Below are 24,554 nucleotides of genomic sequence, written 5' to 3' on the forward strand. Positions count from 1 at the left end.
TCCACCCGCATCCAGTGGTCACGAATCACGGGATCTGCCCGATGACACGCCGGTCAGGGGCCCGAGATGCCGGGATTCGTGACCACTCGATGCAGTGAGGACCTGTCCTCACCGGCGGGGCAGCAGCGCCTCACGCCAGTGCTGCTCATGCGCGCGCACATAGGAGGTCACCGCGGCCCAATGCGCGCCGTGGCCCGTGAGGTACATGCTTCCCCACGGCTCGCGGCCCCTTGCGTGGGACTCGCGCAGCAGCCGGTGCATGGCAGCGGTGCGGTCGACCATGGACTGGGGGAGGGCAGAACGCAGCGCGTAGTCCGCGCCGTACCCGTCGACGAACGTGGCGAGTCGGGCAGCCGCCGCCTCCGGATCCTCCGCAGGGTCGTTCGCGGTGAAGGCTTGTGCGGAGTAGGCCAGGTCCCAGAGCCGACTGCTCGGTCCTGCACCGTCCCAGTCGATGAACACGAAGCGCTCGCCAACCACCAGGTTCCAGGGGGCGAGGTCGTTGTGGCAGATCAGCTCGTGCTCCGGGGCGGGGATGACGTTCTCCCAGGGAGCGTCCTCGTCGGGACGGTGCAGCGCGGCGACGTCGTGGATGCGCCGCACCAGCGCGCCCACTCTGTGCAGCTCGTCAGAGGTGAGTCGACGAGCCTCGACCGTGGGACCAGGGACGAACTCCAGGATCTGGCGGCCTCGGCTGTCCCTGCCCAGCACCCGGGGCACGTCGATGCCATGGTTCCCCAGATGGGTCAGGAAGGCGTGGACGCTCGCCGTCGCAGAGCTCCACGGCTTGCGGACCGTGCCTCCGACCCGGACGACGTCGTCGCTGACATTGCCGCCGGTCAGCGGCTGCTCGTGATCCACAGCTCCAGGCTAGTGCGTCGCCCCGCGCATCGAGTGGCCACGAATCACGGGATCTGCCCGATGACACGCCGGTCAGGGGCCCGAGATGCCGGGATTCGTGGCCACTCGATGCGGAGGCGTCAGCGGAAGCGGACCTCCACTGCTTCCCCGTGCGCCGGAAGGCCCTCAGCCGCAGCCAGGGCGCTGACGTGGCGGGCCACCTGGCCCAGTCCCTCGCGCCCGTAGCGGATGACCTGCTGGGAACGCAGGAAGCTGGTCACGTTCAGCCCGGAGCTGTAGGCCGAGGCGCCGCCGGTGGGCAACACGTGGTTGGAGCCTGCGCAGTAGTCGCCCAGCGAGACCGGGGTGTAGGAACCCAGGAACAGTGCTCCGGCATTGTGGATGCGCTGGGAGAGAGCGACGTCGTCGCCGGTCATGATCTCCAGGTGCTCGGCCCCGTAGGCGTTGGCGACCTCGACCGCCACGTCCAAGGAGTCCACGACCAGCACCGCCGACTGCGAACCTGTCAGCGACTGCTTCACCCGGTCGACATGCGGGGTCTGCGCGGCCTGCTCGTCCACTGCGGTGAGCACCCGCTCGGCCAGCGTCATCGAGTCGGTCACCAGCACTGCCGCGGCCAGCTCGTCATGCTCGGCCTGGGAGATCAGATCCGCCGCCACCAGGGAGGGGTCTGCGGAGTCGTCGGCCAACACCATGATCTCCGTGGGTCCGGCCTCGGCGTCGATGCCCACCACACCCTGCACCGCACGCTTGGCGGTGGCCACGAAGATGTTCCCCGGGCCGGTGATGAGCTTCACCGGCGGGCACACCAGGTGCCCGGCGGCGTCACGGGCGCCGTAGGCGAACATCGCCACCGCCTGTGCGCCGCCGACGGCGTAGACCTCCTCGATGCCGAGCAGGTGCGCCGCCGCCAGAACGGTGGGGTGCGGGTACCCGCCGAAGTCCTTCTGCGGCGGGGAAGCCACGGCCAGTGAGCTGACGCCGGCGACCTGGGCCGGCACCACGTTCATCACCACTGAGGAGGGGTACACCGCTTGGCCGCCCGGCACGTAGAGCCCTACCCGTTCGATCGGCACCCACCGGTTGGTGATCCGGGCATCCGGGGCTGGAGACACCACCGACGCGGCAGGCAGCTGGGCCGAATGGACCTCCCGAGCCCGCTCGATCAGGGTCTCCAGCGCCTCCCGCACCCGGGCGTCCAGGTGGGCGAGGGACTCCTCCAGCTTCCACTGCGGCACCCGCAGCGCCGGCGGGCGGACGCCGTCGAAGGTCTCGGAGAGCTCGGTGAGGGCCTCGACGCCGCCGTGCCGGACCTTTTCAAGGATCGGCGCCACCGTCTCGACGGTGGCCGAGATGTCCTGTTCGGCGCGGGGGAGCACGGTGCTGACGTCCGCGGTGCTGCCGCGGAGATCCTTGAGGGTGAGCATGTTCCTCCTCGGGGCGGATGGATTCATCGCCCATTCTCTCCCGTGGAGACGCAGGACGCAGAATCACATGACAGCAGGTCGCCACGTGCTGTGACGAGGGTGTGCGCGCCCGGCCCCGGAGGGAACGTGGTCCGGCTCCGGTTGCGCTCCAGGCTGGCATGACACCATGCTGGGTGATCGCGTACCGGCAGACGCCGTAGGCGCGGTCCCGCTCGAACTGTCTGCCGCCCGGCAGTGATCGACATGTGTGAGGAGATTCCGTGATCGCCATGACCACTGAAGAGCCGGTCCCCGACGAGGATCTCAACACCATCGTCGACGACACGGTCCCTGAAGGGGTGCAATCCCTCGTATCCGGCGCCGGGCCCGTGCTGGGAATCTTCCTCGGCGTGGGGATCGCACTGCTCGTGGCGCTGGCCATCACAGTGGTCTCCTCCCTGGCGATGAAGCAGATATTCCGTCGCAGCTCCGAGGTCAAGCGGGCGATCAACCGGACCAGGCTCCCGTTGTTCTTCGCGCTCACGTTGATCGGCACGCGGGTCACCCTGCGCCTCGCCGCCGGCGATGCTGCGTGGTACTCCTGGCTGGCGTTCATCCTGTTCATCGTCATCGTGATCGGCATCGCCTGGTGGGCGATGCGTGTGGTGGGTGTGGTCGAGGCCGCTGTGCTGGCCCGTTACACCGGGGAGAACGACATCGACGACCGGCGGGGCCGCCGGCTGCAGACCCAGGTCTCACTGATCCGCCGGATCCTCGCAGCGATCATCATCACCGTGGCTTTCGCCGCCGTGCTGCTGAACTTCGAATCGGTGCGGGCGCTGGGAGCCGGTCTTCTCGCCTCGGCGGGTGTGGTCTCCGTCGTCGCGGGTCTGGCCATGCAGTCCACGCTGACCAATGTGTTCGCCGGCATCCAGTTGGCGTTCACCGACTCGATCCGGGTGGGCGACGTCGTGGTGGTCGAGGATACCTTCGCGACCGTAGAGGACATCACGCTCTCCGCCGTGGTGCTCAAGGTCTGGGACGAGCGGCGGGTCATCTACCCCTCCAGCTACTTCGTGGCCACACCATTCGAGAACTGGACCCGGGTGGGCACTGAACTGATGGGGACCGTGGAGCTCGACGTCGACTGGCGGGTGCCGATGGATGAGCTGCGGGGCCGCCTGAAGCGCCTGCTGGACTCCACGGAGCTGTGGGACCACAAGGACTATTCGATGCAGGTCACCGAAGCCACCGGCGGCATGGTGAAGGCCCGAGTGGTGGTCTCGGCCCGTAACTCCGGAGAGCTCTGGGATCTGCGCTGCCTGGTGAGGGAGGACCTGGTCAACTACCTGCGCGCGGAGCATCCCTACGCGGTGCTGACCCAGCGCATGCTGGTCTCGCACGAGGAAGCGCTCACCGGAGGGCCGTATCAGGTCCGGACCGGCCAGTTCGGCACTGTCGAGGAGCCCGCCGAGTCACGCATCGGGGACACCCGGGAACAGCCGCAGGTGCCCGCCGCAGATTCCCGTGACGGTGCGCGGCCCGGAGCCGCCGGTGGCCGACGCCCCAGCCTCGAGGAGCAGGAGTTCATCCGCCGCTACGGCTCATCGGCCGAGTCTGCGGGACATCCGTCTGCAGCAGAGGAATCGGATGCCCCGAGGGAGGACTCTGCTGCGGCACCGGCCTCGAGCGAGACTCCGCTGACCCAGGCAGGGGAGGGCGCCTCGGTGTTCACCGGCTCCATCACCGCCGTGGAGCGAAACCGTGAGTTCTCCGGTCCCGGCGAAGGCGCCTACCGGGAGCGCAGGGAGCGCCAGGAGGAGCACGACGGCGGCGAGGAGATCGATGAGGAGGAGCAGGAGCACCCGCGGGCGCGTCCCGACGACGGTGCCTGAGCGCCGTCTGGCGCCAGCCTGAACGGTTGCTTGATATGGTGCGGGAACACGCACCTTGAGCTCGCCGCCCGGCGGTCGTCCGACAGAGGGGATGCGCGTCGCCGGCGATGGTCTCCCATTGGGCTACGCCGTTCCGCCTGGGGTTCAGGGTCGCATGGCCTGTCCCCGAACGAAGGATCCACGTGAGCCAGGACAGCACCGATCCTGCCGTCAGTGTCCGCAACGCCTACAAAGTGTTCGGGCGACGCCCCGAGCGAGGGGTCGATCAGCTCCGCGCGGGAGCCACTCGTGAGGAGCTCCTCCAGGGCGGGCTCACACCGGCGGTCATCGACGCATCCTTCGACGTCGCAGAGTCCGAGATATTCGTGGTCATGGGACTCTCCGGCTCAGGGAAGTCGACGCTCATCCGTATGGTCAACGGCCTCTGGGAGCCCACGGCCGGGGTCGTCAGGGTCGGCGGAGAGGACATCGCCAAGCTCACCGGTCGCGAGCTCCGCCGTGTGCGTCGCGACCGGATCTCCATGGTCTTCCAGAATTTCGCCCTGCTGCCGCACCGGACTGTGGGGCAGAACGCCGCATATGCGCTGGAGGTCCAAGGCGTGAACCGTGCGGATCGTGAACGTCGGGCCGCACACGCCCTGTCGATGGTCGGTCTGGACGGCTGGGGCGGGCACCGCCCTGACGAGCTGTCCGGTGGTATGCGTCAGCGAGTCGGCCTCGCCCGTGCCCTGGCGGCCGAGACCGACGTGATGCTCATGGACGAGGCGTTCAGTGCGCTTGACCCGCTGATCCGCCGAGAGATGCAGGATCAGCTCATCGAGCTCCAGCATGAGTTGGGCAAGACGGTCCTGTTCATCACCCACGATCTGAACGAAGCCATGCGTCTGGGCGACCGGATCGCCATGATGCGTGACGGGCGGATCGTCCAGATCGGCACCTCCGAACAGATCCTCAACGACCCGGCGACCGACTATGTCGCCCAGTTCATCCAGGACGTGGACCGCACGCGCGTGCTCACGGCCGGAGCCATCATGGAGCCACCCGTCGCGGTCCTGGGCGCCGCACAGGGGCCCCGGGGCGCGCACCGGCTTATGCGGGAGCACCAGACGACGACACTGATGGTCGTGGAACGCGGCAAGCTGTTGCGCGGTGTGGTCCATGAGTCCGACGTCGCCGACGCTGTCGCGGTCGGCCGTGATGATCTGAACGGCATGATCCACCCCGCGGTCGCCGTCCGCCCGGACGCGCCCCTGGTCGAACTGATGCCGGCTTCCGCCGCGAGCGCCGTCGCCCTGGCTGTGGTCGACGACGGCGGACGGCTGCTCGGGGTGATCCCACGGGTCACCCTGCTCAATGCGCTCGTCGACCCGGTCAGCCAGGCGACCGGGACGCAACCGACAGTCGTCGGTGAGGAGGTGCCCTCATGATCCGGGCCACAGAGGAGACCGAAGGGCTCGGGGTGCCGCGTGTGCCCGTGGGCGAGTGGATCGAGGAGGCTTTCGGCTGGCTCAACGCGAACCTGAGCGGCTTGTTCGGGCTGATCCGCGACACCGTCAACGCGCTGACCGATGGTTTGGGGAGTCTGCTGAACGCCCCGGATGCGCTCATCATGGTGCTCCTGTTCACAGCGCTGGCCTGGTATCTGCGCAATTGGAAGCTGGCGCTGCTGTCTGCAGTGATGATGATCTTCGTGATCAGCATGGACATGTGGGAGCCAGCCATGCAGACCCTGGCGATGATCGCCGTCGCCGCCGCCCTGGCCCTGATCATCGCGATACCCCTGGGAATTCTCGCAGCGAAGAACGACCGCGTGAGCAACGTCGTCCGACCCATCATGGATCTAATGCAGACCATGCCGGCCTTCGTTTGGTTGGTACCGGTGGTCATGCTCTTCAGCATCGGCATGACTGCAGGTGTGGTCGCGACCTTCATCTTCTGCCTGCCTCCAGGGGTGCGCTTCACCGAGCTGGGCATCCGCCAGGTCGACAGCGAAGTCGTCGAAGCGGGGCAGGCCTTCGGCACCCCGCCGGGACAGATCCTGTGGCGCATTCAGCTGCCGCTGGCGATGCCGACGATCATGGCAGGCATCAACCAGGTGATCATGCTGGCGCTGTCCATGGCCGTCATCGCCGGCTTCGTCGGGGCCGGAGGCCTCGGCGGGGAGGTCGCTCGCGCGATCTCGAGTCTCGACATTGGGTTGGGATTCGAAGCGGGTCTCTCCGTGGTGGTGCTGGCGATCTATCTGGACCGGGTTACCGCGGCCATCGGTGGGACCTCGCCTGGGACGGGGCGGCTCGCCCGCGCACTGAGGCGCCGTCGGGAGGCCGCGGAAGGCTCGGACGATGAGTGAGTGACCACTTCGGCGGGCCGGCGGCGGTGCCGTCTGCTCGTGGGGATCATGCACACTGAAAGAGATCGACCTTGAGAGGGGTACATCATGACGACGACAACTGGACGTGTCGCGACGTTCGTGTCCGTGACGGCGGCTGCGGCTCTGGCACTGAGCGCCTGCGGCAACGGCAACGGCAACGGCGACGACGAGACGGACACCGAGACAGAGGCCGGCGGCACCATCGAGCTGGGAATCATCCCATCCTGGACCGACGGTCTGAGCATGGCTCATCTGTGGTCCCACATCCTGGAGGGCGAAGGCTACGACGTCGAGATCACCGAGATCAACGAGGCGGGCCCGCTGTACACCGGCGTCGCGCAGGGTGATATCGACGTCTACCCGTCCGCCTGGCCGGAGGTCACCCATGCTGATTACATGGATCAGTACGGCGAGGACCTGGAGGATCTGGGGGCCTGGTACGACGGTGCTGTGCTGACCCTTGCGGTCCCTGAGTACACCGATGTGGACTCGCTGGCCGATCTGAATGACAACGCCGATCTCTTCGACGGTCGTATCGTCGGCATCGAGCCGGGTTCGGGACACATGACCATCACCAACAACGAGGTGTTCCCGGAGTATGAGCTGGACCAGGAGTTCGAGCTGGTCGAGTCCTCCACTGTGGCGATGCTGGCTGAGCTGGAGAGCGCCATCGACTCCGAGGAGGACATCGTCGTGGCGCTGTGGCGTCCCTACTGGGCGAACGCCGAGTTCCCGGTCAAGGATCTCGAGGACCCGGAAGGGGCCCTCGGTGACCCGGAGACCCTGAACTTCATCGCGAACGAAGGGTTCTCTGAGGAGTTCCCGGAGGTCGCCGAGTGGATGGGCGGCTTCAGCCTCGACGATGAGCAGTACGGGGAGCTGGAGGACCTGGTCGTCAACGTGCATGACGACGACCCCTCCGCCGGCGCTGCCGAGTGGCTCGAGAACAACCAGGAGATCGTGGACGCCCTCACCGGCTGATCCAGGAACGTCCTTGTAGGAGTCGGGGCTTTCCGCTCTCGACAGCGAAGCGGCGCCCGCGCCTCGGTTCGTGCGATCCCCCGTCGGAGACAACGGTGGAGCACGAATCGGGATCGCGGGTGCCGCGCTCTGCCTCGGACCACTCCAGGTCAGTCTGACCAGGGTCGACGTCAGCTTGCGGGGGTTCATGTGACGAGGGCTGACACGTACGCTGGACGGACTCCTGTTTCCGATAGGCAGGTGGGTGATCATCGTGACCCCCCCCCGAGACCCCGAGATGAGCACACGGCGCGACGGCGGCCGCCGAGTCTGGTGGCCGCGACGGGAATCCTCGCCTGAGACGGTCCCCGGCCAGGACAGCCCGCCCCCGAGACGGGTCGGGAGCCCCGTGCTCGCCCCGGAAGCACGCCGGACGCTGCGTCAGCGGGGGACGGGCGCCCTTGGAGCCGGCCTGCTGGCCGTGACGCTGACCGCCTGCGGCGGATCCACCGAGGAGGAGCCGAGCACGGAGGACCAGACCGACGGGGAACCAGCCGACGACCCGCAGAGCGACGACGAGGAAGGCGCGGAGCAGGGCCCTGAGGACGGGCCCTATCTGGAGCATCGCGAGGGTCTGAGCATGGACCGGTTCGGCACCCAGACCCGGCAGAGCGAGGGCTTCCCGGACACGCTCCTCCCGCCGTCCGACGGAGACACCCTGCTGCTGAGCGAGGTGCGGCTGGGCGCCCATGACGGCTATGACCGGGTCGTCTTCGACCATGACGACGCAGGTCTGCCCGGCTGGCACGCGGAGTACGTCGATGAACCGACCGAGCCCGGCAGCGGGCACGCCATCGACATGGAGGGCGACGCCTGGCTGGCCATCAGCGTCACGGGCCTGAGCCCGGGCAACGCCGGGGAGGACCAGGGCCATCTGGTCATGCAGACCGACTGGCCGCAGGAGGACACGATCGTGGAGGGCACTGCTACCACCTTCGCCTATGAGGCGGCCGCCAGCTACTACATCGCGCTGGAGGACGTCCACGACTTCGACGTGTTCACCACCGAGGACGGCTCACGGCTGGTGGTCGACATCCTGCATCGGTGACGCTCCGCACCGGCAGCTTCCTGCTGGGCTCTTCCCCGCGTGGCGAGCCGTCAGCTCACTTCTTCAGCGGGTTCCGCCCATTGAGCCTCATGCTGCCGGAAGGCTCAGGCTCCCCGTGGGTGGTGGACGTCTCGGCGCGGACGGTCGAGGTCGGCGTCGTCGGCACCTCAGAGGTGGCAGTTTCAGAGCTCGCAGTCTCAGGGCCCTCTGCTTCAGGTCCTGCTGCCTCTGTCTCGGAGGAGCGGGGTGCCGCCGCGTCCCGGCCACGGCTGTCCTGGGCCTTGGCGGCCTTATAAGCGTCGACGGTGCGGGTCGCCTCGCTGGTCGGCTCGGCGGTGCCGTCGCCGCCGTGCCGCCGTCCTCCTCCGGACTCCAGCTGCGCCATGGCCTCGCCCTCTGGAGGGACCCCCACCCGGCGCTCCATGGCCCAACGGACCATGGTGTCGGGGACGAACTTCAGCGAGGCGGTGAGCATCTGATAACTGCGCGAGGGCACGCACATCGAGGCACCTTGGGCACTGGCGGTCAGGCCCTCACGGACGACGTCCTCGGCATCGAGCCACATCCAGCGCTTGGCGCCCTTGACCTTGATCCCCGAGCGCTCGTGGAACTCCGTGCGGACCAGACCGGGGCAGAGAGCGGTGACGGTGATGCCGTCGCCGCGCAGCTGTTGGTGGACGGACTTCGTGAAGTTGATGACCCAGGCCTTGGCGGCCGAATAGGTGCCGGTGGGTGTGAACCCGGCCACCGAGGCCACATTGATGATCCGTCCGGCACGACGACGGCGCATCGCCCGGGCGGCGGTGTGGGTGAGCTCCATGGTGGTCTGCACGTGCAGCCGCAGAAGATCCCGCTCGGCGTCGAGCTCAGACTCCACGAAGTCTGTGGGAAGCCCGTGGCCGGCGTTGTTCACCAGTAGGTGGACGGGGTGGCGCGCATCGGTCAGCCGTTCCTGGACGGCGCCGACGCCGTCCTCGGTCACCAGGTCGGCGACGAGGACGGTGGTGCGCACACCGTACTGCGAGGTGAGGGATTCTGCCTGCGCCTGCAGGCGGTCGCCGTCGCGGGCCACGAGCACCAGGTCATAGCCCTGGGCGGCGAGCTGGCGAGCGAACGAGGCGCCCAGGCCGGACGTCGAGCCGGTGATCAGAGCGGTATGGGTACTCATGTCAGTATCCTAGGGCGAGAGGCTGTGGCGCGCCGCCGATTCCGTTCAGCTGATGTTCAGCGGGTTCGGCCAGCGCGCCTGTGACGACGGCTCACGGGCCGACGAATCCCGGGAGCCGCGTCAAGATGACGCGACGAAGATGCATTGTTACTGCGAATCAGAGCTCAGGAGGAGGGGCCCATGCGTTGGCGCCAGAGGAACGACTGGGGGCCGCGGGCCCTCGCCGGGGATGAATGGGCGGTGCTCGAGGCACAGATCGACGCCGACGACCTCGACGCTGTCGAGAACGCGGTCGAGGAGCTCACCGGATTCATGGACTCGTTCCGGGAGGACGTGGACGGGCGCCCGCTGGTGGGCGTGACCGACGGGCAGCTCTCCGTGACCCAGCACTACACCGAGAATCGGCGCGGGCGCCGCGTGCTCCAGGTGATCTTCTATGCGACGGGTCCGGTGGGGGTGGGTCAGCCCCACGCCTTCGACCGGCTCGGGTCCGCTGCGACCTCGCTGGTGGACCACCTCCAGGCCGACGGCATCGCGCTCTCCGAGATCCGCTGGACCGAGCACCCGTATCAGAAGCGCCCGTTCTGACCTGCGGAGCTCCCTGCCGGGACAGGTTCAGTCGGGACAGCCCTGAGCAGGGTGCTCAGGCCGCGTCGAAGGTCGGCGCGGAGGCGCGGCCCTTCTCCACGATCTGGGCGAGCAGCGGGAACAGCAGCACCGTGATCGCCCCGCCGGTGACCATCACCGAGGCCATGGACTCCTCGATCAGCTCCGAGGACACGGCGATCTGGGTCACCGCCACGATGATCGGCAGACCGGTGGAGGCATAGAGGGCCAGCGCCAGGCGATCGCGGACGGTGCGCAGCTCGGAGTGGGTCTCCGTGAGCTGCTCGCGCAGGAACACCGGCAACCCGCGGACCACGGCGATCGAGAGCACGAAGCCCAGCAGCACCGGCCACTGCGAGACCACCGAGCCGATGTCGATGGACATTCCGCTGGTCACGAAGAAGATCGGGATCAGGAAGCTGAAGCCGATGGTCTCCACCTTGTGGACCAGGGTGCGACCATGCTCTGCGGCGGCCCCTGCCAACACGGCATTCAGGAGCATCCCGGCGGCGAACGCGCCCAGTGCCACATCGAGCTGCAGGACCGCGGTCAGCAGCATCAGGGTGATCAGGATGAGCACCGTGAAGCGCAGCGTGGTCTGCATGGTGGTGTTCGCGCCGGAGGCCATGGCACGGCCCAGCAGGGGAATCCGGGTGAACAGCCGGTGCGGCACCAGCACCACCAGGACGGCCGCCAGGGCGAATGCCACCAGGACCAGGGCGGCGGCGAGCGTGCCCCGAGTGGAGAGCAGCAGGGACATGGCCACGATTGGGCCCAGCTCACCCAGGGCGCCGTGCAGCATGGTGGCTGAGCCGAGCGGGGTGGCGGCCTTGCCGGAGTCCTTGAGGATCGGCAGCAGGGTGCCCAGCGCCGTCGAGGTGGAGGCGATCGCGAAGACGATCGCCACATGCAGCTCTCCCTGGGCGACGAGCAGCCCGGCGCCGATCCCGAGCACCAGGCAGATCACCCAGGTCAGTGCTGCGGAGCGCCCCTGCCGTCCGCGCATCTGACCGGTGTTGATCTCGAGCCCCGCCAGCAGGAACAGGAATCCCATGCCCAGCTCGCGCAGGAACTCCACCGCCTCGGTCTGCTCGGCGAGCTGCAGGCCGAAAGGGCCGATCAGCATTCCCAGGAGGAGCAGCCAGACGACGTCGGGGATCCTGCGCCGGGTGGCCAGGGCCAGCATGGGGGCGAGGAAGGCGGCAGCGACGATCCACCAGGTGGAGAGAAGGTTCTCCACGAGCATGTGTTCACCCATGGGGCGAGCCTACGCCGATGCTCAGAGTTCGCCGAGGCGGCGCAGGTGATCCAGCTGCGCCGCAGCGATCTTGGTGGTCACCCGCGCCGGCAGGGGGCTCGTGGTCCCATAGAGGATCCGGCCCAGCGCCTCGGGGTCGGCCTCGCCGTCAGGGGAGAACGGTCGAGCCTCGGCCAGCAGAGCCCGGACCTGGTCGAGGCGTTCCTGCCGGTGCGCCAGGTAGGCCCGCGCGGACTCGGCCAGCGAGGGCTGGGCCGGACCGTGGGCGGGGAGCATGAGCACGTCCCCGTGACCTGGCCGGTCCTGGTCCTTCTGCCTGTCCCCGAACTGGGCGAGGCGGTCGAGGCTGCTCAGATAGTCGGTGAGGGTACCGTCAGGATGGTCGAGCATCGTGGTGCCCCGGCCCAGGATCGTGTCCCCGGTCAGCATCATCGCCGCCGGTTCCGGGGCGACATGTCCCAAGCGGTCGTCGCCGGTTTCGTCGACCACCTGGGCCCGAGGCAGGAACAGGCATATCGAGTCGGAGGTGTGGCCGGGAGTGTGCACCACCTCAGCCACAGCATCGCCAAGGTCGAGGCGCTCGCCGTGGGTCAGCGGCGCCGGGGAGCGGCCGTCGGCCCCCGGCAGGCACTGCTCCGGGTCAGCGCCCCGCACCGGCGCCCCGGTGCGCTGCGCGAGCACGGAGGCGGCACCGGTGTGGTCGCGGTGTCGGTGCGTCACCAGGATCTGGGTCACCCGGCGCTTCCCCAGGGCGGAGAGGATCGCCTCGAGATGCTCGGGGTGGTCGGCGGGTCCGGGGTCGACCACGGCGACGGTGTCCTCGCCGGCCAGGAGGTAGGTGGTGGTGCCCTCCAGAGTCATGGGGGAGGGGTTCTCGCAGAGCAGGCGTGTCACCGACGTCGTCGTCATGGTCATGCCACCACTCTAGGACGAGGTGAACCTGCCGCTGTTCCACCGGAGGGGGCATCGTCGTAGGCTGGCGGAATGGCACCTGCACAGGACAGCACCGCTGAGACCACCGACCCGCAGCCCACCGCCGGCACCGAGCATTCCACCTCCGGCGCGTACGTCACCGGGGGAGAGTTCACCCGGGACACGAACTACATCGAAGACCGCGTGGTCGCCGACGTCGACGCCGTGACAGCAGCCCCGCGCGAGGAGAGCTCGAGCATCGGCGACCCGCGGACCGCCGGACTCACCGAGGACGCGCAGGCCTGGCCCGTGGAGCCGGGGCGCTACCGGCTGGTGGCCGCCCGCGCCTGCCCCTGGGCGCACCGGTCGATCATCATCCGCCGACTGTTGGGCCTGGAGGACGTCATCTCCCTGGCCACCCCGGGGCCGGTGCACGACGTCCGCTCGTGGACCTTCGACCTCTCCGAGGGCGGTCGCGACCCCGTATTGGGCACTGAGCGGCTGCAGCAGAACTACTTCGCCCGGTTCCCCGACTACCCCCGGGGGATCACCGTGCCCGCCTTGGTCGACGTGCCCTCGGGCGGGGTGGTGACCAACAACTACCCGCAGCTGACGTTCGACCTCTCCACCCAGTGGCAGGCGCACCATCGCGCGGGTGCGCCGGATCTGATCCCTGAGGACCTGATCGAGGACATGCTTCCGGTGATCAAGCGGATCTTCACCGAGGTCAACAACGGGGTCTACCGGTGCGGGTTCGCCGGCTCCCAGCGTGCGTACTCCGAGGCCTATGAGCGGCTCTTCACCGCACTGGACTGGCTGGAGGAGCGGCTCGACGACCGCCGCTACCTGATGGGCGAGCACATCACCGAGGCCGACGTCCGTCTCTTCACCACGCTGGTGCGCTTCGACCCCGTCTACCACGGGCACTTCAAATGCAACCGCAACAAGCTCACCGAGATGCCGAATCTGTGGGCCTATGCCCGGGACCTGTTCCAGACCCCCGGCTTCGGGGACACGGTCGACTTCGACCAGATCAAGGAGCACTACTACGTGGTCCACGAGGACGTGAACCCCACCCAGATCGTGCCGCAGGGACCGGACCTGGAGAACTGGCTCTCCGACCACGGCCGGGAGAAGCTCGGCGGCTCACCCTTCGGCGCGGGCACCGCCCCCGGGCCGGTGGCGGAGGAGGAGCGCCCGCCCGGGGCGAACCCGCTGCACGGTTGACGACGGCGGTACGGAGCGTGGAGGCCCCGTTCGATGAACGAGGAGGGGGCGTGGCGAGACTCAGCGGTAGGTCTGGATGACCTGGGAGTCGTCGCGGGCGATCAGGCCGACCTCGGCGGCCTCGACGTACTTGGCCTGGGCTGCGCGCAGCAGCGGAGCGTCCAGGCCCAGGGACCCGGCGATCTCCGCCACCATCCCGGAGTCCTTCACGAAGATCCCGACGGCGCTGCGCACCTCGGCGTCGAGGCCCTCCAGCATCCGCGGGCCGCGGTCGACCAGCATCCAGGAGCCCGCGGCTCCTGAAGAGACCGCCTCGAGCACGGCGCCCTGCTCCAGCCCGAGCCGCTCGGCCAGCGCGAGCGCCTCCGCCGCGGCCACGATGTGCACCGAGCACAGCAGCTGGTTCACCGCTTTGAACGCCTGGCCGCGGCCGACCTGCTCACCGCACTCCACCACGGTCCCCATCGCTCCCAGGAGCTCCGCGCTGTCCTCGAGGACGTCGGCCGCACCGGAGGCGAAGAGGCGCAGCGCGCCCTTCTGCGCGCCGCCGACCCCGCCGGTCACCGGGACGTCGAGCAGCCGCACCCCGTGCTCGGCGGCCGGCGCCTCCAGGGCACGGACCGGATCCGGCCCCACGGTGCTCATCACGATCAGGGTCGTGCCTTGGCGCATCCGTGCCAGCAGCCCATGCTCGCCGAGTGCGGCGGCGTGCAGCTGGTCCGGGGTGGCCACCATGACGACGACGGCGTCAGCCTCCGCCGCCGAGGCCGGGGTCTCCTCGACGGTGAGGCCGTGCTCGGCGGCCAGTGCCCGCCGCTCCGGGGAGGGGTCTACGCCGGTCACGGCGTGTCCGGCCTGAGCGACCTGCTGGGCCATGGGCAGGCCGATCGCGCCGACACCGACGAAGGTGACGCGCAGGGGCTGGGGCGGGCGGATGCTCATGATGTCTCCTGAGGGTTCATCGGGCGGCTGAGGTCGCGGTCGGGGCGGCGAGAATCGTGAGGTGCTTCACAATCTTGATGCGATGATGTTAGCGTATGTGAACTCGCAGCGCGAGATTCACATTTCAGAACATCCAGGGTGGTGATGCCGTCCTGGGCACTCCAGGAGAGGTGGGCAGGATGCCGCTTCGACTCGGCGTCATCGCCGATGACTTCACCGGCGCGACAGACATCGCCGGCTTCCTCGTGGCCGCCGGCCTGCGCACGGTGCAGCTCAACGATCCGAGACCGGGAACGTACCTGCCCGCCGATCCCGACGCCGTCGTGATCAGCCTCAAGACGCGCTCCATTCCCGCAGCGGACGCGGTGGCGCAGAGCCTCGCCGCCTGCCGCCTGCTCGTGGAGCTCGGTGCCGAGCGCATCGTCTTCAAATACTGCTCCACCTTCGACTCCACAGCGGAGGGGAACATCGGCCCGGTCACCGACGCGCTGCTGGACCGGCTCGGCGAGGACCTCACGGTCGTCGTCCCCGCGCTGCCGGTCAACGGTCGCACCGTCTACCAGGGGCACCTCTTCGTCTATGACCAGCTGCTGCACGAATCCGGCATGCGTGACCATCCGGTGACCCCGATGCGGGACTCGAACCTCCTGCGGCTCCTGGAGGCGCAGAGCACCGGACGGGCGAGGAACATCCCCTACACGGTGGTCAGCGCCGGTCCGGAGGCCGTCCGGGAGGCCCTGGCCCAGGCCCGGCGCGACGGCGTACGCTACGCCGTCGTCGACGCTCTGGACATGAGCCACCTGGACACCATCGGTGCAGCCACCGCGGACATGCGCCTGGTCACCGGCGGTTCAGGGCTCGGATCCGGCATCGCCCGCGCGCTGACCGGAGCATCCGATGCGAGCCAGGACGCGGCGCAGCATGCTCCTGAGAAGAGCTGGAGCTTCACCGCCGGACACACGGTGGTGCTCTCCGGGTCCTGCTCCGAGATGACCCGGCGGCAGGTCGCCGCGTACCGTCCGCTGGCACCCAGTCTGGCCGTCGACGTCGCCGAGGTCCTCGGCCGGGGAGCAGACTACGTCGCCGAGGTGGCCGCCTGGGCGGAGGACGCCCAGCGAGGCACCGAGGCTGCGCCGCTGGTCTCCGCGACCGCTCCGCCGGAGGAGGTCCGGGGCTGGCAGGACCGGTACGGCGCGGCGCGCGTCTCCGCCGCCGTCGAGGAGTTCTTCGGCCGCCTCGCCTCCGCGCTGCACGCACGCGGCACCACACGGTTCATCACCGCCGGTGGGGAGACCTCCGGCGCGGTCACCCAAGCGCTGGAAGTCACAGGCTTCGAGGTGGGGCCGCAGATCGCGCCCGGAGTCCCCTGGACCCGCACCCTCGACACCGGTGCCGATCGGGTGGACCTCGCCCTGAAGTCGGGCAACTTCGGCACGGAGGACTTCTTCTCCGCAGCCCAGCGCCTCGTCACAGGCAGGCACACGTGACCGCCCCGCAGCCCACCAGAACCGGAGACCCGATGCCCCGCTTCGCCGCGAACCTGAGCATGCTGTTCACCGAGCTGCCTTTCCTGGACCGGTTCCAGGCCGTAGCCGACGCCGGGTTCACCGGCGTCGAGTACCTGTTCCCCTATGACCACGAGGCCTCGGTCGTCGCCGAGGCGCGCCGCCGTGCCGGCGTCGAGCAGGTGCTCTTCAACATGCCCCCGGGAGACTGGGCCGCCGGTGAGCGCGGCCTGGCTACCCTGCCCGGCCGCGAGGGCGAGTTCCGCGCCGGCGTCGAGACGGCGCTGTGGTATGCCGAGGCGCTGGGCTGCCGGCAGCTGCACGCGATGGCCGGGGTCCCCGGCGCTGACGCCGGCACGCCGCAGGAGCTGCGGGAGCGCTACGTCGCACGGGTCCGGCACGCCGCCGAGCAGGCCGCCGCCCACGGGATGCGGGTGCTGATCGAACCGATCAACACCCGCGACATGCCCGGCTACTTCCTGGACTCCGTGGACCTCGCCCGGGACCTGATCCAGGAGATCGACCACCCCTCCGTCGCCCTGCAGCTGGATCTCTATCACGCCCAGGTCATCCAGGGTGACCTCACCGAACTCATCCGAGCCACCGCGGGGATCACCGCCCACGTGCAGATCGCCTCCGTGCCGGACCGTCACGAGCCCGACGGCGGCGAGCTGGACCTCACCCACCTGCTCAGCGTGCTGGAGGAGACCGGCTACACCGGATGGATCGGCTGCGAGTACCGCCCAGCGGGGGAGACCCAGGCCGGCCTCGGCTGGCTGCAGCAGGTCAGGGAGGCGCACCGATGATCCCCGACGAGCGACGCCGCCGGCTGTTGCACCTGGTCGAGGAGCAGGGCTCGGCCAGCATCGCCGCGCTCACCGAGGCCTTGGGCGTCTCCCATATGACGGTCCGCCGCGACGTCAGCCGCCTGGAGGAGGCCGGCCGGCTCGTCTCGGTCGCCGGAGGGGTGACGCTGCCCTCCCGCATCGCTCTGGACGCCACCCACCAGACCAAGCTGGGGCTGCGGCCCTCGGAGAAGGAGCACATCGCCGCCCGGGCCGCGCAGCTGGTCGGCGACGGCGACGTCATCTACCTCGACGCCGGCACCACGATGCTCGCCCTGGCCCGGCAGCTGGTGGATCGGGCCGTCGAGCATGCCCGGCAGGATGCCGGGCCGACAGGCCCCGGGGACATCATCACCAATGACCTCGCCGTGGCCGCCGCCGCGGGAGAGCACCCGACCGCCCGGGTCCATGTGCTGGGCGGCCAGCTCGACAGCGCGAACCTCTCCACGCAGGGGCCGCTCGCCGCCGCGGAGCTGGACGAGTACAACATCGACCTCGCCTTCGTCTCAGCCTCCTCCTTCGACCTGCGCGGACTGTCCGTGCCATCGGACGCCAAGACCGTGGTCAAGCGTGCGCTGGTGGACAACGCCACCCATGCGTACCTGGCCACCGACAGCAGCAAGTACGGGAAGGTCGCCGCGTTCCGCGCCGTCCCCTTCGGCGCGTTCGACGGTCTCATCACCGACTCCGACCTGCCCGAGGCCGCTCGTGAGCGTGCCCGGGATCTCGGCGTCGAGCTGCTCATCACCGACTGACCCGCCCCCCCCACCTCCTGCGAAAGGACCCATCCATGCACGTCATCGTCACCGGGGGTGCCGGCTTCCTCGGAAGCCGCGTCATCACCGCCCTGCTGAAGTCCCACGACGCCGGAAGCCTCGGCTTCCCGATGGAGAGGATCACCTCCCTGGACCTGGCCGAGAGCCCGGTGCAGGACTCGCGCGTCGTCTCCGTGGTGGGTGACGTCGCTGACCCGCAGACGCTCTCCGACGTCGTCGAGGCCGACACTGCGGCGATCTACCACCTTGCCGCAGTGCTCAGCGGAGGCTCGGAGGACGACTTCGACCTCGCCCACCGGGTCAACGTGGACGCGACCCGGCACCTGCTCGAGGCCGCCCGTGCGCTGGGCACCGCCCCACGATTCGTGTTCACCAGCTCCATCGCCGTCTTCGGCGGGCCGATGCCCGACGTCGTCCCGGAGAACCAGGCCGTGCAGCCCGAATCCACCTACGGGGCCACCAAGGCCATCGGTGAGCTGCTGGTCAACGAGTACTCCCGGCGCGGATTCGTGGACGCCCGGATCTGCCGGCTGCCCACCATCTCCGTGCGGCCCGGTCGCCCCAACACTGCCGTCTCCTCGTTCGCCAGCGGGATCATCCGTGAGCCGCTGCAGGGCGAGCCTTCCGTGTGCCCCGTGCCCCGGGACACCCGCCTGTGGCTCTCCTCCCCGGACACCGTGGTCGCCAACCTGGTGCACGCCGTCCGGCTCGACCCCGCTCAGCTGCCCGGCTGGAGGGTGCTCAACCTGCCCGGAGTCACCGTCACGGTGGCCGAGATGCTGGAGAGCCTCGAACGCGTGGGCGGAGCTGAGGCACTGGCGCTGGTCTCCCACGAGCAGGACGAAGAGATCAGCCGGATCGTCCGCTCCTGGCCGGGAGCCTTCGACGTCGACCGCCTCCTTGCGCTGGGCTTCCGCCCGGACTCCAGCTTCGAGGACGCGGTGAAGCAGTACCGAGACGAATTCGTCGCCTGATGAAGGAACACCCGTCCCACCCTGGGGTCGGGAGCGTGTCAAGGAGGACACCATGACAGAGACAGACACTGCAGGGCTCACCGAGATCACCGCCGTGATCGGCCTCGCGGCCGCGGTCGCGCTGCTGATCTTCCTCGTGCTGCGGACGAAGGTCCACGCCGTGCTCGCCCTGATCATCGCCGCCTCGATCGCCGGCCTCGCCGCCGGCATGGCGCCAGCGAGCGTCGTCGAGGCCATCACCACCGGCTTCGGTGCGACCCTGTCCACCATCGGCCTGGTGATCGGGCTGGGCGTGATGATGGGCCGCGTGCTGGAGGCCTCCGGCGCGGCAGAGAAGCTCGCCGTCACGCTGATCCGCTGGCTGGGGAGGAAGAAGGAGGAATGGGCGCTCGCCGGAGCCGGATTCATCATCTCCATCCCGATCTTCGTGGACAGCGCCTTCGTGATCCTCTCCCCGCTGGTGAAGTCACTGAGCCGCACCTCCGGCCGGTCCCTGCTGACCCTGGGCATCGCGCTCGCCGGCGGCCTGACCGTCACCCACCATGCGGTGCCGCCCACCCCGGGCCCGCTGGGCGCGGCCGGGATCTTCGGCGTCGGCGTCGGGGAGATGATCCTCTGGGGCGTGATCCTGACCATTCCGTCCCTGCTGTGCGTGGTGCTCTACGCGAAGATCATGGGGCCGCGCATCGAGGCGATGATCGAGGCGGACACCGGGGAGAAGCTGTCTCCCCAGGAGGCCTTCGCCGAGTTCGAGGATCGCGCCGTCGAGCGGGAGCGCGAGCTGCCCTCGCTGACGATCTCCGTGATGCCGATCTTCGCGCCGATCGTGCTGATCTTCCTGAACACCTTCTCCACCAACCTGACCGAGGCCGGTGTGCTCGCCCTGCCGGAGTGGTTCGTGCAGGGTGCGGCGTTCCTGGGGAACCCGGTGATCGCCCTGCTGATCGGTGTGCTGATCGCCGTCTACGGACTGACCCGCGGGCAGGACCGCCAGGGCACGATCGCGGACCTGGAGAAGGGCGTGGAGAGCGCGGGCATCATCCTGCTGGTCACCGGTGCCGGTGGTGCGCTGGGCGCGGTGCTGCGTGAGAGCGGCACCGGCGACGCGATCGGGGAGTGGGCCGCCGGGCTGGCGCTGCCGGCGGTGCTGATCCCCTTCGTCATCGCCACGATCGTGCGGGCGATCCAGGGTTCGGGGACGGTCGCGATCATCACCGCGGCCTCCATCTCTGCCCCGATCATGGCGCAGATGCCAGATGTGAACATGGTCCTGGCCGCCCAGGCGGCCTGCCTGGGATCCATGTTCTTCGGCTATTTCAACGACAGCCTGTTCTGGGTGGTGAACCGGATGCTGGGAGTCAAGAACGCCAAGCATCAGATGCTCACCTGGTCGGTGCCCACCACCATCGCCTGGGCGGTGAGCCTGGTGACCCTGCTGATCATCAGCGCCGTCGTATGATCGCAGACGCGATCGGACCCCAGCACCCGCAGACGAGAGGACACCGCATTGACGGAGCAGCAGCTGCGTGAGCAGCTCGTGGAGATCGGAGCCAGCCTGTTCGACCGGGGGTTCTCGGTGGGCAGCGCCGGGAACCTGAGCGTGCGCACCCGTGACGGCTTCCTCATGACGCCCACGAACTCGTCGCTGGGACGGCTCACGGCGGACTCGCTCGCGGAGCTGGACCATGGGTGGAACCACGTGGGCGGGCCCCGGCCGTCCAAAGAGGTGGTGATGCATCGAGCGCTCTACGAGGTGCGTCCCGAGGCCCAGGCCGTGGTGCACCTGCACTCCACCTACGTGACGGCGGTGAGCTGCCTGGCCGAGGAGGGCCCGGTGATCCCGGCCCTGACACCGTACTTCGTGATGCGGGTGGGCCGTGAGGTGCCGATGGTTCCCTACTTCCGTCCTGGGTCGGCGGAGGTGGACGTCGAGCTGCGCGCCGCCGCGCGGCAGGGGCCGGCGGTGGTCCTGGCGAACCACGGATCGATCGTGGCCGGAGAGTCGCTGGAGGCGGCGTCGAACGCCGCCGAGGAGCTCGAGGTGTCCGCACAGCTGGCGTTCCTGGTCAGGGATCGCTCGGTGCGGCCGTTGACCGAGGCTCAGATCCAGGAGCTGCTGGACTGAGCTCGCCCGCTTCGCCCCGCCTTCACGTCGAGTGGGGAGGAGGGACCGTCCCTGAGGCCGTTCGGTGGTCCGGTCCGCCTCGCCCGCGATAGTGTGAAGGTTGGTGAACCTTCGTCTTCCGAGGAGCTCGTGCATGTCAGCAGCAGATGAACTCGACGGCCCGTTCGAGAAGCGGTTCGTGGCCCTGGGCGATTCGTTCACCGAGGGTGTCGGGGACATCGACCCTTCGAGCCCCAACGACTGCCGCGGCTGGGCCGACCGGGTCGCCGCGCAGCTGATCGCCAACGACTCCTCCTGGGGATACGCGAACCTGGCGATCCGAGGGAAGAAGATCGGCCAGGTCCTCGACGAGCAGCTCGAGACCGCGCTGGCCATGGAACCCACGCTGGTGACCATCTACGCCGGCGGCAACGACATCCTCCGCCCGCTGGTCAACATCGACGGTCTCATGGCCCGCTACCGGCATGCGGTGAAGAAGCTGGTGGACTCCGGCGCCAGGGTCGTGGTGTTCACCGGATTCGACTCGGCCAAGGCGCCGCTGTTCAAGGCCACCCGCGGTCGCACCGCCATCTACAACGAGCACGTGCGCAAGATCGCCGACGACCTCGACATCGATCTCGTCGACTTCTGGCACATGAAGGAGTTCCAGGACTGGCGATACTGGGATGTGGACCGCATGCACCTGGGCATCGCCGGCCACACCCGCATGGCGAAGGCGGTCCTGAAGGTGCTCGGGGAGACCGACGAGATCGACGACCCGGAGATCGAGGAGCTTCCGCCGCTCTCCCTGCTGGAGAAGACCGTGGACAACGTCAGCTGGGGCCGTGAACACGTCTACCCCTGGGTGAAGCGGCGCCTGACCGGGCGTTCCTCCGGCGATGACATGTCTCCGAAGTACCCGGAACTGACCTCCCGCATCTGGTGAGGTCCGGAGTCTCGAGCCGCCGGCCCTGATCCGGGCTGCGGCAGGGCTTCCGCTCAGGGTCGGCTCAGGGTCGGCTCAGGGTCGGCTCAGGGTCGGATGTCGACGTCCGTCGACACCGGCTGTCGCCTGGGGGCGGATGTGCGGTGATCCAGGGCTCCGTAGCGTCGGAGGCATGGATCGATCAGCCACCCAGACGACGGTTCAGCCGTCTGGCCGCCCCCGCCGCTCGCCGCAGGGCCTCGCCGTCGGCGTCGCCCTGACCTGCCGGTGGCTGTTCACCGGTGCGGTGGTGCTGCAGACGCTGATGGTCGTCGTCCAGCCGTTCCTCGCGGGCGGAAGCTTGGACGGGCATGCTGCGGCGCTGAGGGCGCACGCCATCATCGGCGGTCTCCTCGTACCGGCCTCCATGGCCCTGGTGATCCTCGGCGTGCTGTGGTGGAGACCCGGCCGCGGCACCGTCTGGGGGCCGTCCCTGGCCCTGCTGCTGGTCGTGATGGTGATCGCCCAGGTCGCGCTCGGGCACCTCCACCTGCTCAGCGTCCATGTGCCCCTCGGCGCGGTCATCCTGCTGGTGACGTGCCTGCTGTGCGTGATCGCTCTCCGGGGCGTCTCCGGGCGCCGTGCCGCGCGGACCCGGTCCGGGGTCCAGGCCGAGGGCGTCCGATGAGCCCTGCCGACCGACTGCTCGGGCGTCGCCACGTCCTCCGGCTCGGGGTCAGCGGGCTCGGCCTGGCCGCCCTGGGGGCTGCGGGTTGCGGGTCCGCGCCGGTGCGCACCGCTCGCAGCACCGTGGGGCATGTGGACTTCCGGCACGCCCTCCACATCCCGCCTCTGGCCGAACCGACGCGGGTACAGGGCGACGACGGCGCGCGTCTCACCTTCGACCTCGCCGCCCAGGAAGGGCGCGCGCACATCGTCGACCAGGGCGAGACCCTGACCTGGGGCATCAACGGAGACCACCTGGGCCCCACCCTGCGGGCGCGACGCGGGGACACGGTGATCGTCCGGTTCACCAATGGGCTCTCCGAGACCACCACCCTGCACTGGCACGGGATGCATCTGCCCGCAGAGGCCGACGGCGGCCCCCATCAGATGGTCGAGCCGGGGGAGAGCTGGGAGCCGTCCTGGCGCATCGCCCAGCCTGCGGCCACTCTCTGGTACCACCCGCACCCGCATGGGGAGACGGAGGCGCATGTCCATCGGGGGATCGCGGGCCTGTTCCTCCTCGACGACGACGAGGAGGAGGCGCTTGATCTGCCTCGGGAGTACGGCGTCGATGACATCCCGGTCATCGTCCAGGACCGCACCTTCGATGCACAGGGCCAGCTGGTGGAGACCTCGCACCGCAACAACGGGATGCTCGGGGAGACGGTCCTGGTCAACGGCACCGCCGACCCGATCCTCGAGGTCTCCGCCGAACGCACGCGGCTGCGGATCCTCAACGGCTCCGGTGCACGCAGCTACGCCTTCGGCTTCGAAGACGGGAGGAAGTTCGCGATGATCGCCTCAGACGGGGGACTGCTGCCCGCCCCGGTCCGGATGGAGAGGATCATGCTCACGCCCGGGGAACGCGCCGAGATCCTCGTGGACATGGAACCCGCCGAGGAGGTGGTCCTGCGCTCCTTCCCGCAGGACCTGGGCCTCACGCGCGGCATGGCGGACAGCACCGGGTCGGGGGACGAGCTGGACATCATGCTCCTCCGCGCTGCTCAGACGCTTCGCCCTGCCTCAGCCCTGCCGAGCATCTTGGCGAGGCTGGAGGCGCTCGAGGAGACCGCAGCCTCCACGGTCCGCGGCTTCGAGCTGCGCACCAACCGGATCAACGGTCGGTCCATGGACAAGGGCCGGATCGACGAGGTCGTCACGGCCGGCACCACCGAGATCTGGGAGGTGTGGAACGACCACGGCCAGCCGCACAATGTCCACATCCACGATGTCCAGTTCCAGATCCTCAGTGTGGGAGCCGAGCCCCCGCCTCCGGAGCTGGCCGGATGGAAGGACACCGTCTACCTCCCGCCCCACGAGCGCGTCCGGCTGATCATGCGGTTCAGCGACTACACCAGCACCGAGATCCCCTACATGTACCACTGTCACCTGCTCTGGCATGAGGATCAGGGCATGATGGGCCAGTTCGTGGTCGTGGCCCCCGGGGAGGAGGACGACGTCGACGTCGCACCTCGCCTGGGTGACGATGGCTCCGCCCCGCGGGAGCCTGGCCCCCACGGCCATTGACTCCGTCCGACCCCGCCTCGAGAAGCCGGAGGGGCCCCTCGAGAACGGATCGTCTTACCTCTTGCATCGCTGGTACTCAGTGTTACTATGTACCAGTAATCAGTGTCACTGAGTAGTGGGGAGACATGGTGGGCAGACAGGTGACCGAGATGCTCAAGGGCACGTTGGAGGGCATCGTGCTGGCCATCCTGGCCGGCCGCCCCGCCTACGGCTACGAGATCACCGCGTGGCTGCGCGACCAGGGGTTCGCCGACATCGCCGAAGGCACCATCTACGCCCTGCTGGTCCGGCTGGAGAAGCGGCAGCTGGTGGATGTGGAGAGGACCCCCTCGGAGAAGGGCCCGCCGCGCAAGGTGTACACGCTCAACGATCAGGGTCGGCAGCACCTCGATGAGTTCTGGAGGAACTGGACGTTCCTGGCCGAACGCATCGAGCAGCTCCGTGAGGAAGGGAAATAG

The 24,554-nt window shown here is 69.0% G+C and carries 23 protein-coding genes; 17 read left to right on the forward strand and 6 right to left on the reverse strand.

Annotated features, from left to right (window positions below; translation table 11 throughout):
* Positions 1-108 precede the first annotated feature (108 nt).
* Complete coding sequence (locus ODE13_RS08190; RefSeq protein ID WP_322478828.1) at positions 109-861, reverse strand: phosphotransferase; 753 nt, start codon at positions 859-861, stop codon at positions 109-111.
* Positions 862-980: 119 nt separating this feature from the next.
* Positions 981-2,288: a histidinol dehydrogenase gene (gene hisD / locus ODE13_RS08195; RefSeq protein WP_322478829.1), complete on the reverse strand. Its 1,308-nt coding sequence runs from the start codon at positions 2,286-2,288 to the stop codon at positions 981-983.
* 269 nt (positions 2,289-2,557) lie between these two features.
* Between hisD and ODE13_RS08200 the strand changes: the two genes are divergently transcribed.
* The 5 genes from ODE13_RS08200 (at position 2,558) to ODE13_RS08220 (ending at position 8,601) form a co-directional block, all read left to right on the forward strand.
* Entirely contained in the window at positions 2,558-4,162 is a 1,605-nt protein-coding gene (locus tag ODE13_RS08200; protein ID WP_322478830.1) for a mechanosensitive ion channel family protein, read from the forward strand.
* 182 nt (positions 4,163-4,344) lie between these two features.
* On the forward strand, positions 4,345-5,589 hold the full coding sequence (locus ODE13_RS08205) for a betaine/proline/choline family ABC transporter ATP-binding protein (protein WP_322478831.1): 1,245 nt from the start codon (positions 4,345-4,347) through the stop codon (positions 5,587-5,589).
* Positions 5,586-6,512 (forward strand): ABC transporter permease, encoded by a 927-nt coding sequence (locus tag ODE13_RS08210; RefSeq protein WP_322478832.1) that lies wholly within the window; start codon positions 5,586-5,588, stop codon positions 6,510-6,512. The genes ODE13_RS08205 and ODE13_RS08210 overlap by 4 nt, the downstream gene beginning before the upstream one ends.
* A gap of 87 nt (positions 6,513-6,599) precedes the next feature.
* Positions 6,600-7,514: a glycine betaine ABC transporter substrate-binding protein gene (locus ODE13_RS08215; RefSeq protein ID WP_322478833.1), complete on the forward strand. Its 915-nt coding sequence runs from the start codon at positions 6,600-6,602 to the stop codon at positions 7,512-7,514.
* A gap of 388 nt (positions 7,515-7,902) precedes the next feature.
* Positions 7,903-8,601, forward strand: a complete 699-nt coding sequence (locus ODE13_RS08220) for a hypothetical protein (RefSeq protein WP_322478834.1) — start codon at positions 7,903-7,905, stop codon at positions 8,599-8,601.
* A gap of 55 nt (positions 8,602-8,656) precedes the next feature.
* Here ODE13_RS08220 and ODE13_RS08225 read toward each other — a convergent pair whose 3' ends face one another.
* On the reverse strand, positions 8,657-9,769 hold the full coding sequence (locus ODE13_RS08225; protein ID WP_322478835.1) for an SDR family NAD(P)-dependent oxidoreductase: 1,113 nt from the start codon (positions 9,767-9,769) through the stop codon (positions 8,657-8,659).
* Between the two features lie 180 nt (positions 9,770-9,949).
* On the opposite strand from ODE13_RS08225, the gene ODE13_RS08230 reads away from it, so the two are divergent.
* Positions 9,950-10,357: a hypothetical protein gene (locus tag ODE13_RS08230; protein WP_322478836.1), complete on the forward strand. Its 408-nt coding sequence runs from the start codon at positions 9,950-9,952 to the stop codon at positions 10,355-10,357.
* Positions 10,358-10,412: 55 nt separating this feature from the next.
* Here the strand turns inward: ODE13_RS08230 and ODE13_RS08235 are convergent, their stop codons facing one another.
* Together ODE13_RS08235 and ODE13_RS08240 are read right to left on the reverse strand one after the other, a co-directional pair.
* Entirely contained in the window at positions 10,413-11,633 is a 1,221-nt protein-coding gene (locus ODE13_RS08235) for a cation:proton antiporter (RefSeq protein WP_322478837.1), read from the reverse strand.
* Between the two features lie 21 nt (positions 11,634-11,654).
* Positions 11,655-12,548 (reverse strand): MBL fold metallo-hydrolase, encoded by an 894-nt coding sequence (locus tag ODE13_RS08240; RefSeq protein ID WP_322478838.1) that lies wholly within the window; start codon positions 12,546-12,548, stop codon positions 11,655-11,657.
* A gap of 69 nt (positions 12,549-12,617) precedes the next feature.
* Between ODE13_RS08240 and ODE13_RS08245 the strand changes: the two genes are divergently transcribed.
* Complete coding sequence (locus ODE13_RS08245; RefSeq protein ID WP_322478839.1) at positions 12,618-13,772, forward strand: glutathione S-transferase family protein; 1,155 nt, start codon at positions 12,618-12,620, stop codon at positions 13,770-13,772.
* Positions 13,773-13,832: 60 nt separating this feature from the next.
* Here ODE13_RS08245 and ODE13_RS08250 read toward each other — a convergent pair whose 3' ends face one another.
* Positions 13,833-14,714: an NAD(P)-dependent oxidoreductase gene (locus ODE13_RS08250; protein WP_322478840.1), complete on the reverse strand. Its 882-nt coding sequence runs from the start codon at positions 14,712-14,714 to the stop codon at positions 13,833-13,835.
* Between the two features lie 179 nt (positions 14,715-14,893).
* On the opposite strand from ODE13_RS08250, the gene otnK reads away from it, so the two are divergent.
* The 10 genes from otnK (at position 14,894) to ODE13_RS08300 (ending at position 24,554) form a co-directional block, all read left to right on the forward strand.
* On the forward strand, positions 14,894-16,201 hold the full coding sequence (gene otnK / locus ODE13_RS08255; protein ID WP_322478841.1) for a 3-oxo-tetronate kinase: 1,308 nt from the start codon (positions 14,894-14,896) through the stop codon (positions 16,199-16,201).
* Entirely contained in the window at positions 16,198-17,025 is an 828-nt protein-coding gene (otnI, locus tag ODE13_RS08260; RefSeq protein WP_322478842.1) for a 2-oxo-tetronate isomerase, read from the forward strand. Before otnK ends, otnI begins: the two co-directional genes overlap by 4 nt.
* Entirely contained in the window at positions 17,022-17,819 is a 798-nt protein-coding gene (locus ODE13_RS08265) for a DeoR/GlpR family DNA-binding transcription regulator (protein ID WP_322478843.1), read from the forward strand. Before otnI ends, ODE13_RS08265 begins: the two co-directional genes overlap by 4 nt.
* A gap of 35 nt (positions 17,820-17,854) precedes the next feature.
* Positions 17,855-18,814: a D-erythronate dehydrogenase gene (gene denD / locus ODE13_RS08270; protein WP_322478844.1), complete on the forward strand. Its 960-nt coding sequence runs from the start codon at positions 17,855-17,857 to the stop codon at positions 18,812-18,814.
* A 52-nt stretch (positions 18,815-18,866) separates the two neighbouring features.
* Positions 18,867-20,273 carry a gluconate:H+ symporter gene (locus ODE13_RS08275; protein ID WP_322478845.1) on the forward strand — a complete coding sequence of 469 codons (1,407 nt, stop codon included), beginning with the start codon at positions 18,867-18,869 and terminating at the stop codon, positions 20,271-20,273.
* Between the two features lie 48 nt (positions 20,274-20,321).
* Positions 20,322-20,939 carry an aldolase gene (locus ODE13_RS08280; protein ID WP_179541845.1) on the forward strand — a complete coding sequence of 206 codons (618 nt, stop codon included), beginning with the start codon at positions 20,322-20,324 and terminating at the stop codon, positions 20,937-20,939.
* A 133-nt stretch (positions 20,940-21,072) separates the two neighbouring features.
* Positions 21,073-21,864 (forward strand): SGNH/GDSL hydrolase family protein, encoded by a 792-nt coding sequence (locus ODE13_RS08285; protein WP_322478846.1) that lies wholly within the window; start codon positions 21,073-21,075, stop codon positions 21,862-21,864.
* A 172-nt stretch (positions 21,865-22,036) separates the two neighbouring features.
* Positions 22,037-22,531: a hypothetical protein gene (locus tag ODE13_RS08290; protein WP_322478847.1), complete on the forward strand. Its 495-nt coding sequence runs from the start codon at positions 22,037-22,039 to the stop codon at positions 22,529-22,531.
* Positions 22,528-24,096, forward strand: coding sequence for a multicopper oxidase family protein (locus ODE13_RS08295; RefSeq protein ID WP_322478848.1), 1,569 nt, complete (start codon positions 22,528-22,530; stop codon positions 24,094-24,096). The genes ODE13_RS08290 and ODE13_RS08295 overlap by 4 nt, the downstream gene beginning before the upstream one ends.
* A gap of 128 nt (positions 24,097-24,224) precedes the next feature.
* On the forward strand, positions 24,225-24,554 hold the full coding sequence (locus tag ODE13_RS08300) for a helix-turn-helix transcriptional regulator (protein WP_179543128.1): 330 nt from the start codon (positions 24,225-24,227) through the stop codon (positions 24,552-24,554).

It is taken from the genome of Nesterenkonia sp. HG001, assembly GCF_034438835.1.
GTDB classification, from domain to species: Bacteria; Actinomycetota; Actinomycetes; order Actinomycetales; family Micrococcaceae; genus Nesterenkonia; species Nesterenkonia xinjiangensis.

What these genes read in the sequence shown, in the direction of transcription:
- hisD (WP_322478829.1), bottom strand. Translation starts at nt 2,288, where the DNA reads ATGCTCACCCTCAAGGATCTCCGCGGCAGCACCGCGGACGTCAGCACC.
- ODE13_RS08200 (WP_322478830.1), top strand. Translation starts at nt 2,558, where the DNA reads ATGACCACTGAAGAGCCGGTCCCCGACGAGGATCTCAACACCATCGTC.
- ODE13_RS08210 (WP_322478832.1), top strand. Translation starts at nt 5,586, where the DNA reads ATGATCCGGGCCACAGAGGAGACCGAAGGGCTCGGGGTGCCGCGTGTG.
- ODE13_RS08215 (WP_322478833.1), top strand. Translation starts at nt 6,600, where the DNA reads ATGACGACGACAACTGGACGTGTCGCGACGTTCGTGTCCGTGACGGCG.
- ODE13_RS08225 (WP_322478835.1), bottom strand. Translation starts at nt 9,769, where the DNA reads ATGAGTACCCATACCGCTCTGATCACCGGCTCGACGTCCGGCCTGGGC.
- ODE13_RS08230 (WP_322478836.1), top strand. Translation starts at nt 9,950, where the DNA reads ATGCGTTGGCGCCAGAGGAACGACTGGGGGCCGCGGGCCCTCGCCGGG.
- ODE13_RS08235 (WP_322478837.1), bottom strand. Translation starts at nt 11,633, where the DNA reads ATGGGTGAACACATGCTCGTGGAGAACCTTCTCTCCACCTGGTGGATC.
- ODE13_RS08240 (WP_322478838.1), bottom strand. Translation starts at nt 12,548, where the DNA reads ATGACCATGACGACGACGTCGGTGACACGCCTGCTCTGCGAGAACCCC.
- ODE13_RS08245 (WP_322478839.1), top strand. Translation starts at nt 12,618, where the DNA reads ATGGCACCTGCACAGGACAGCACCGCTGAGACCACCGACCCGCAGCCC.
- ODE13_RS08250 (WP_322478840.1), bottom strand. Translation starts at nt 14,714, where the DNA reads ATGAGCATCCGCCCGCCCCAGCCCCTGCGCGTCACCTTCGTCGGTGTC.
- otnK (WP_322478841.1), top strand. Translation starts at nt 14,894, where the DNA reads ATGCCGCTTCGACTCGGCGTCATCGCCGATGACTTCACCGGCGCGACA.
- ODE13_RS08265 (WP_322478843.1), top strand. Translation starts at nt 17,022, where the DNA reads ATGATCCCCGACGAGCGACGCCGCCGGCTGTTGCACCTGGTCGAGGAG.
- denD (WP_322478844.1), top strand. Translation starts at nt 17,855, where the DNA reads ATGCACGTCATCGTCACCGGGGGTGCCGGCTTCCTCGGAAGCCGCGTC.
- ODE13_RS08275 (WP_322478845.1), top strand. Translation starts at nt 18,867, where the DNA reads ATGACAGAGACAGACACTGCAGGGCTCACCGAGATCACCGCCGTGATC.
- ODE13_RS08285 (WP_322478846.1), top strand. Translation starts at nt 21,073, where the DNA reads ATGTCAGCAGCAGATGAACTCGACGGCCCGTTCGAGAAGCGGTTCGTG.
- ODE13_RS08290 (WP_322478847.1), top strand. Translation starts at nt 22,037, where the DNA reads ATGGATCGATCAGCCACCCAGACGACGGTTCAGCCGTCTGGCCGCCCC.
- ODE13_RS08295 (WP_322478848.1), top strand. Translation starts at nt 22,528, where the DNA reads ATGAGCCCTGCCGACCGACTGCTCGGGCGTCGCCACGTCCTCCGGCTC.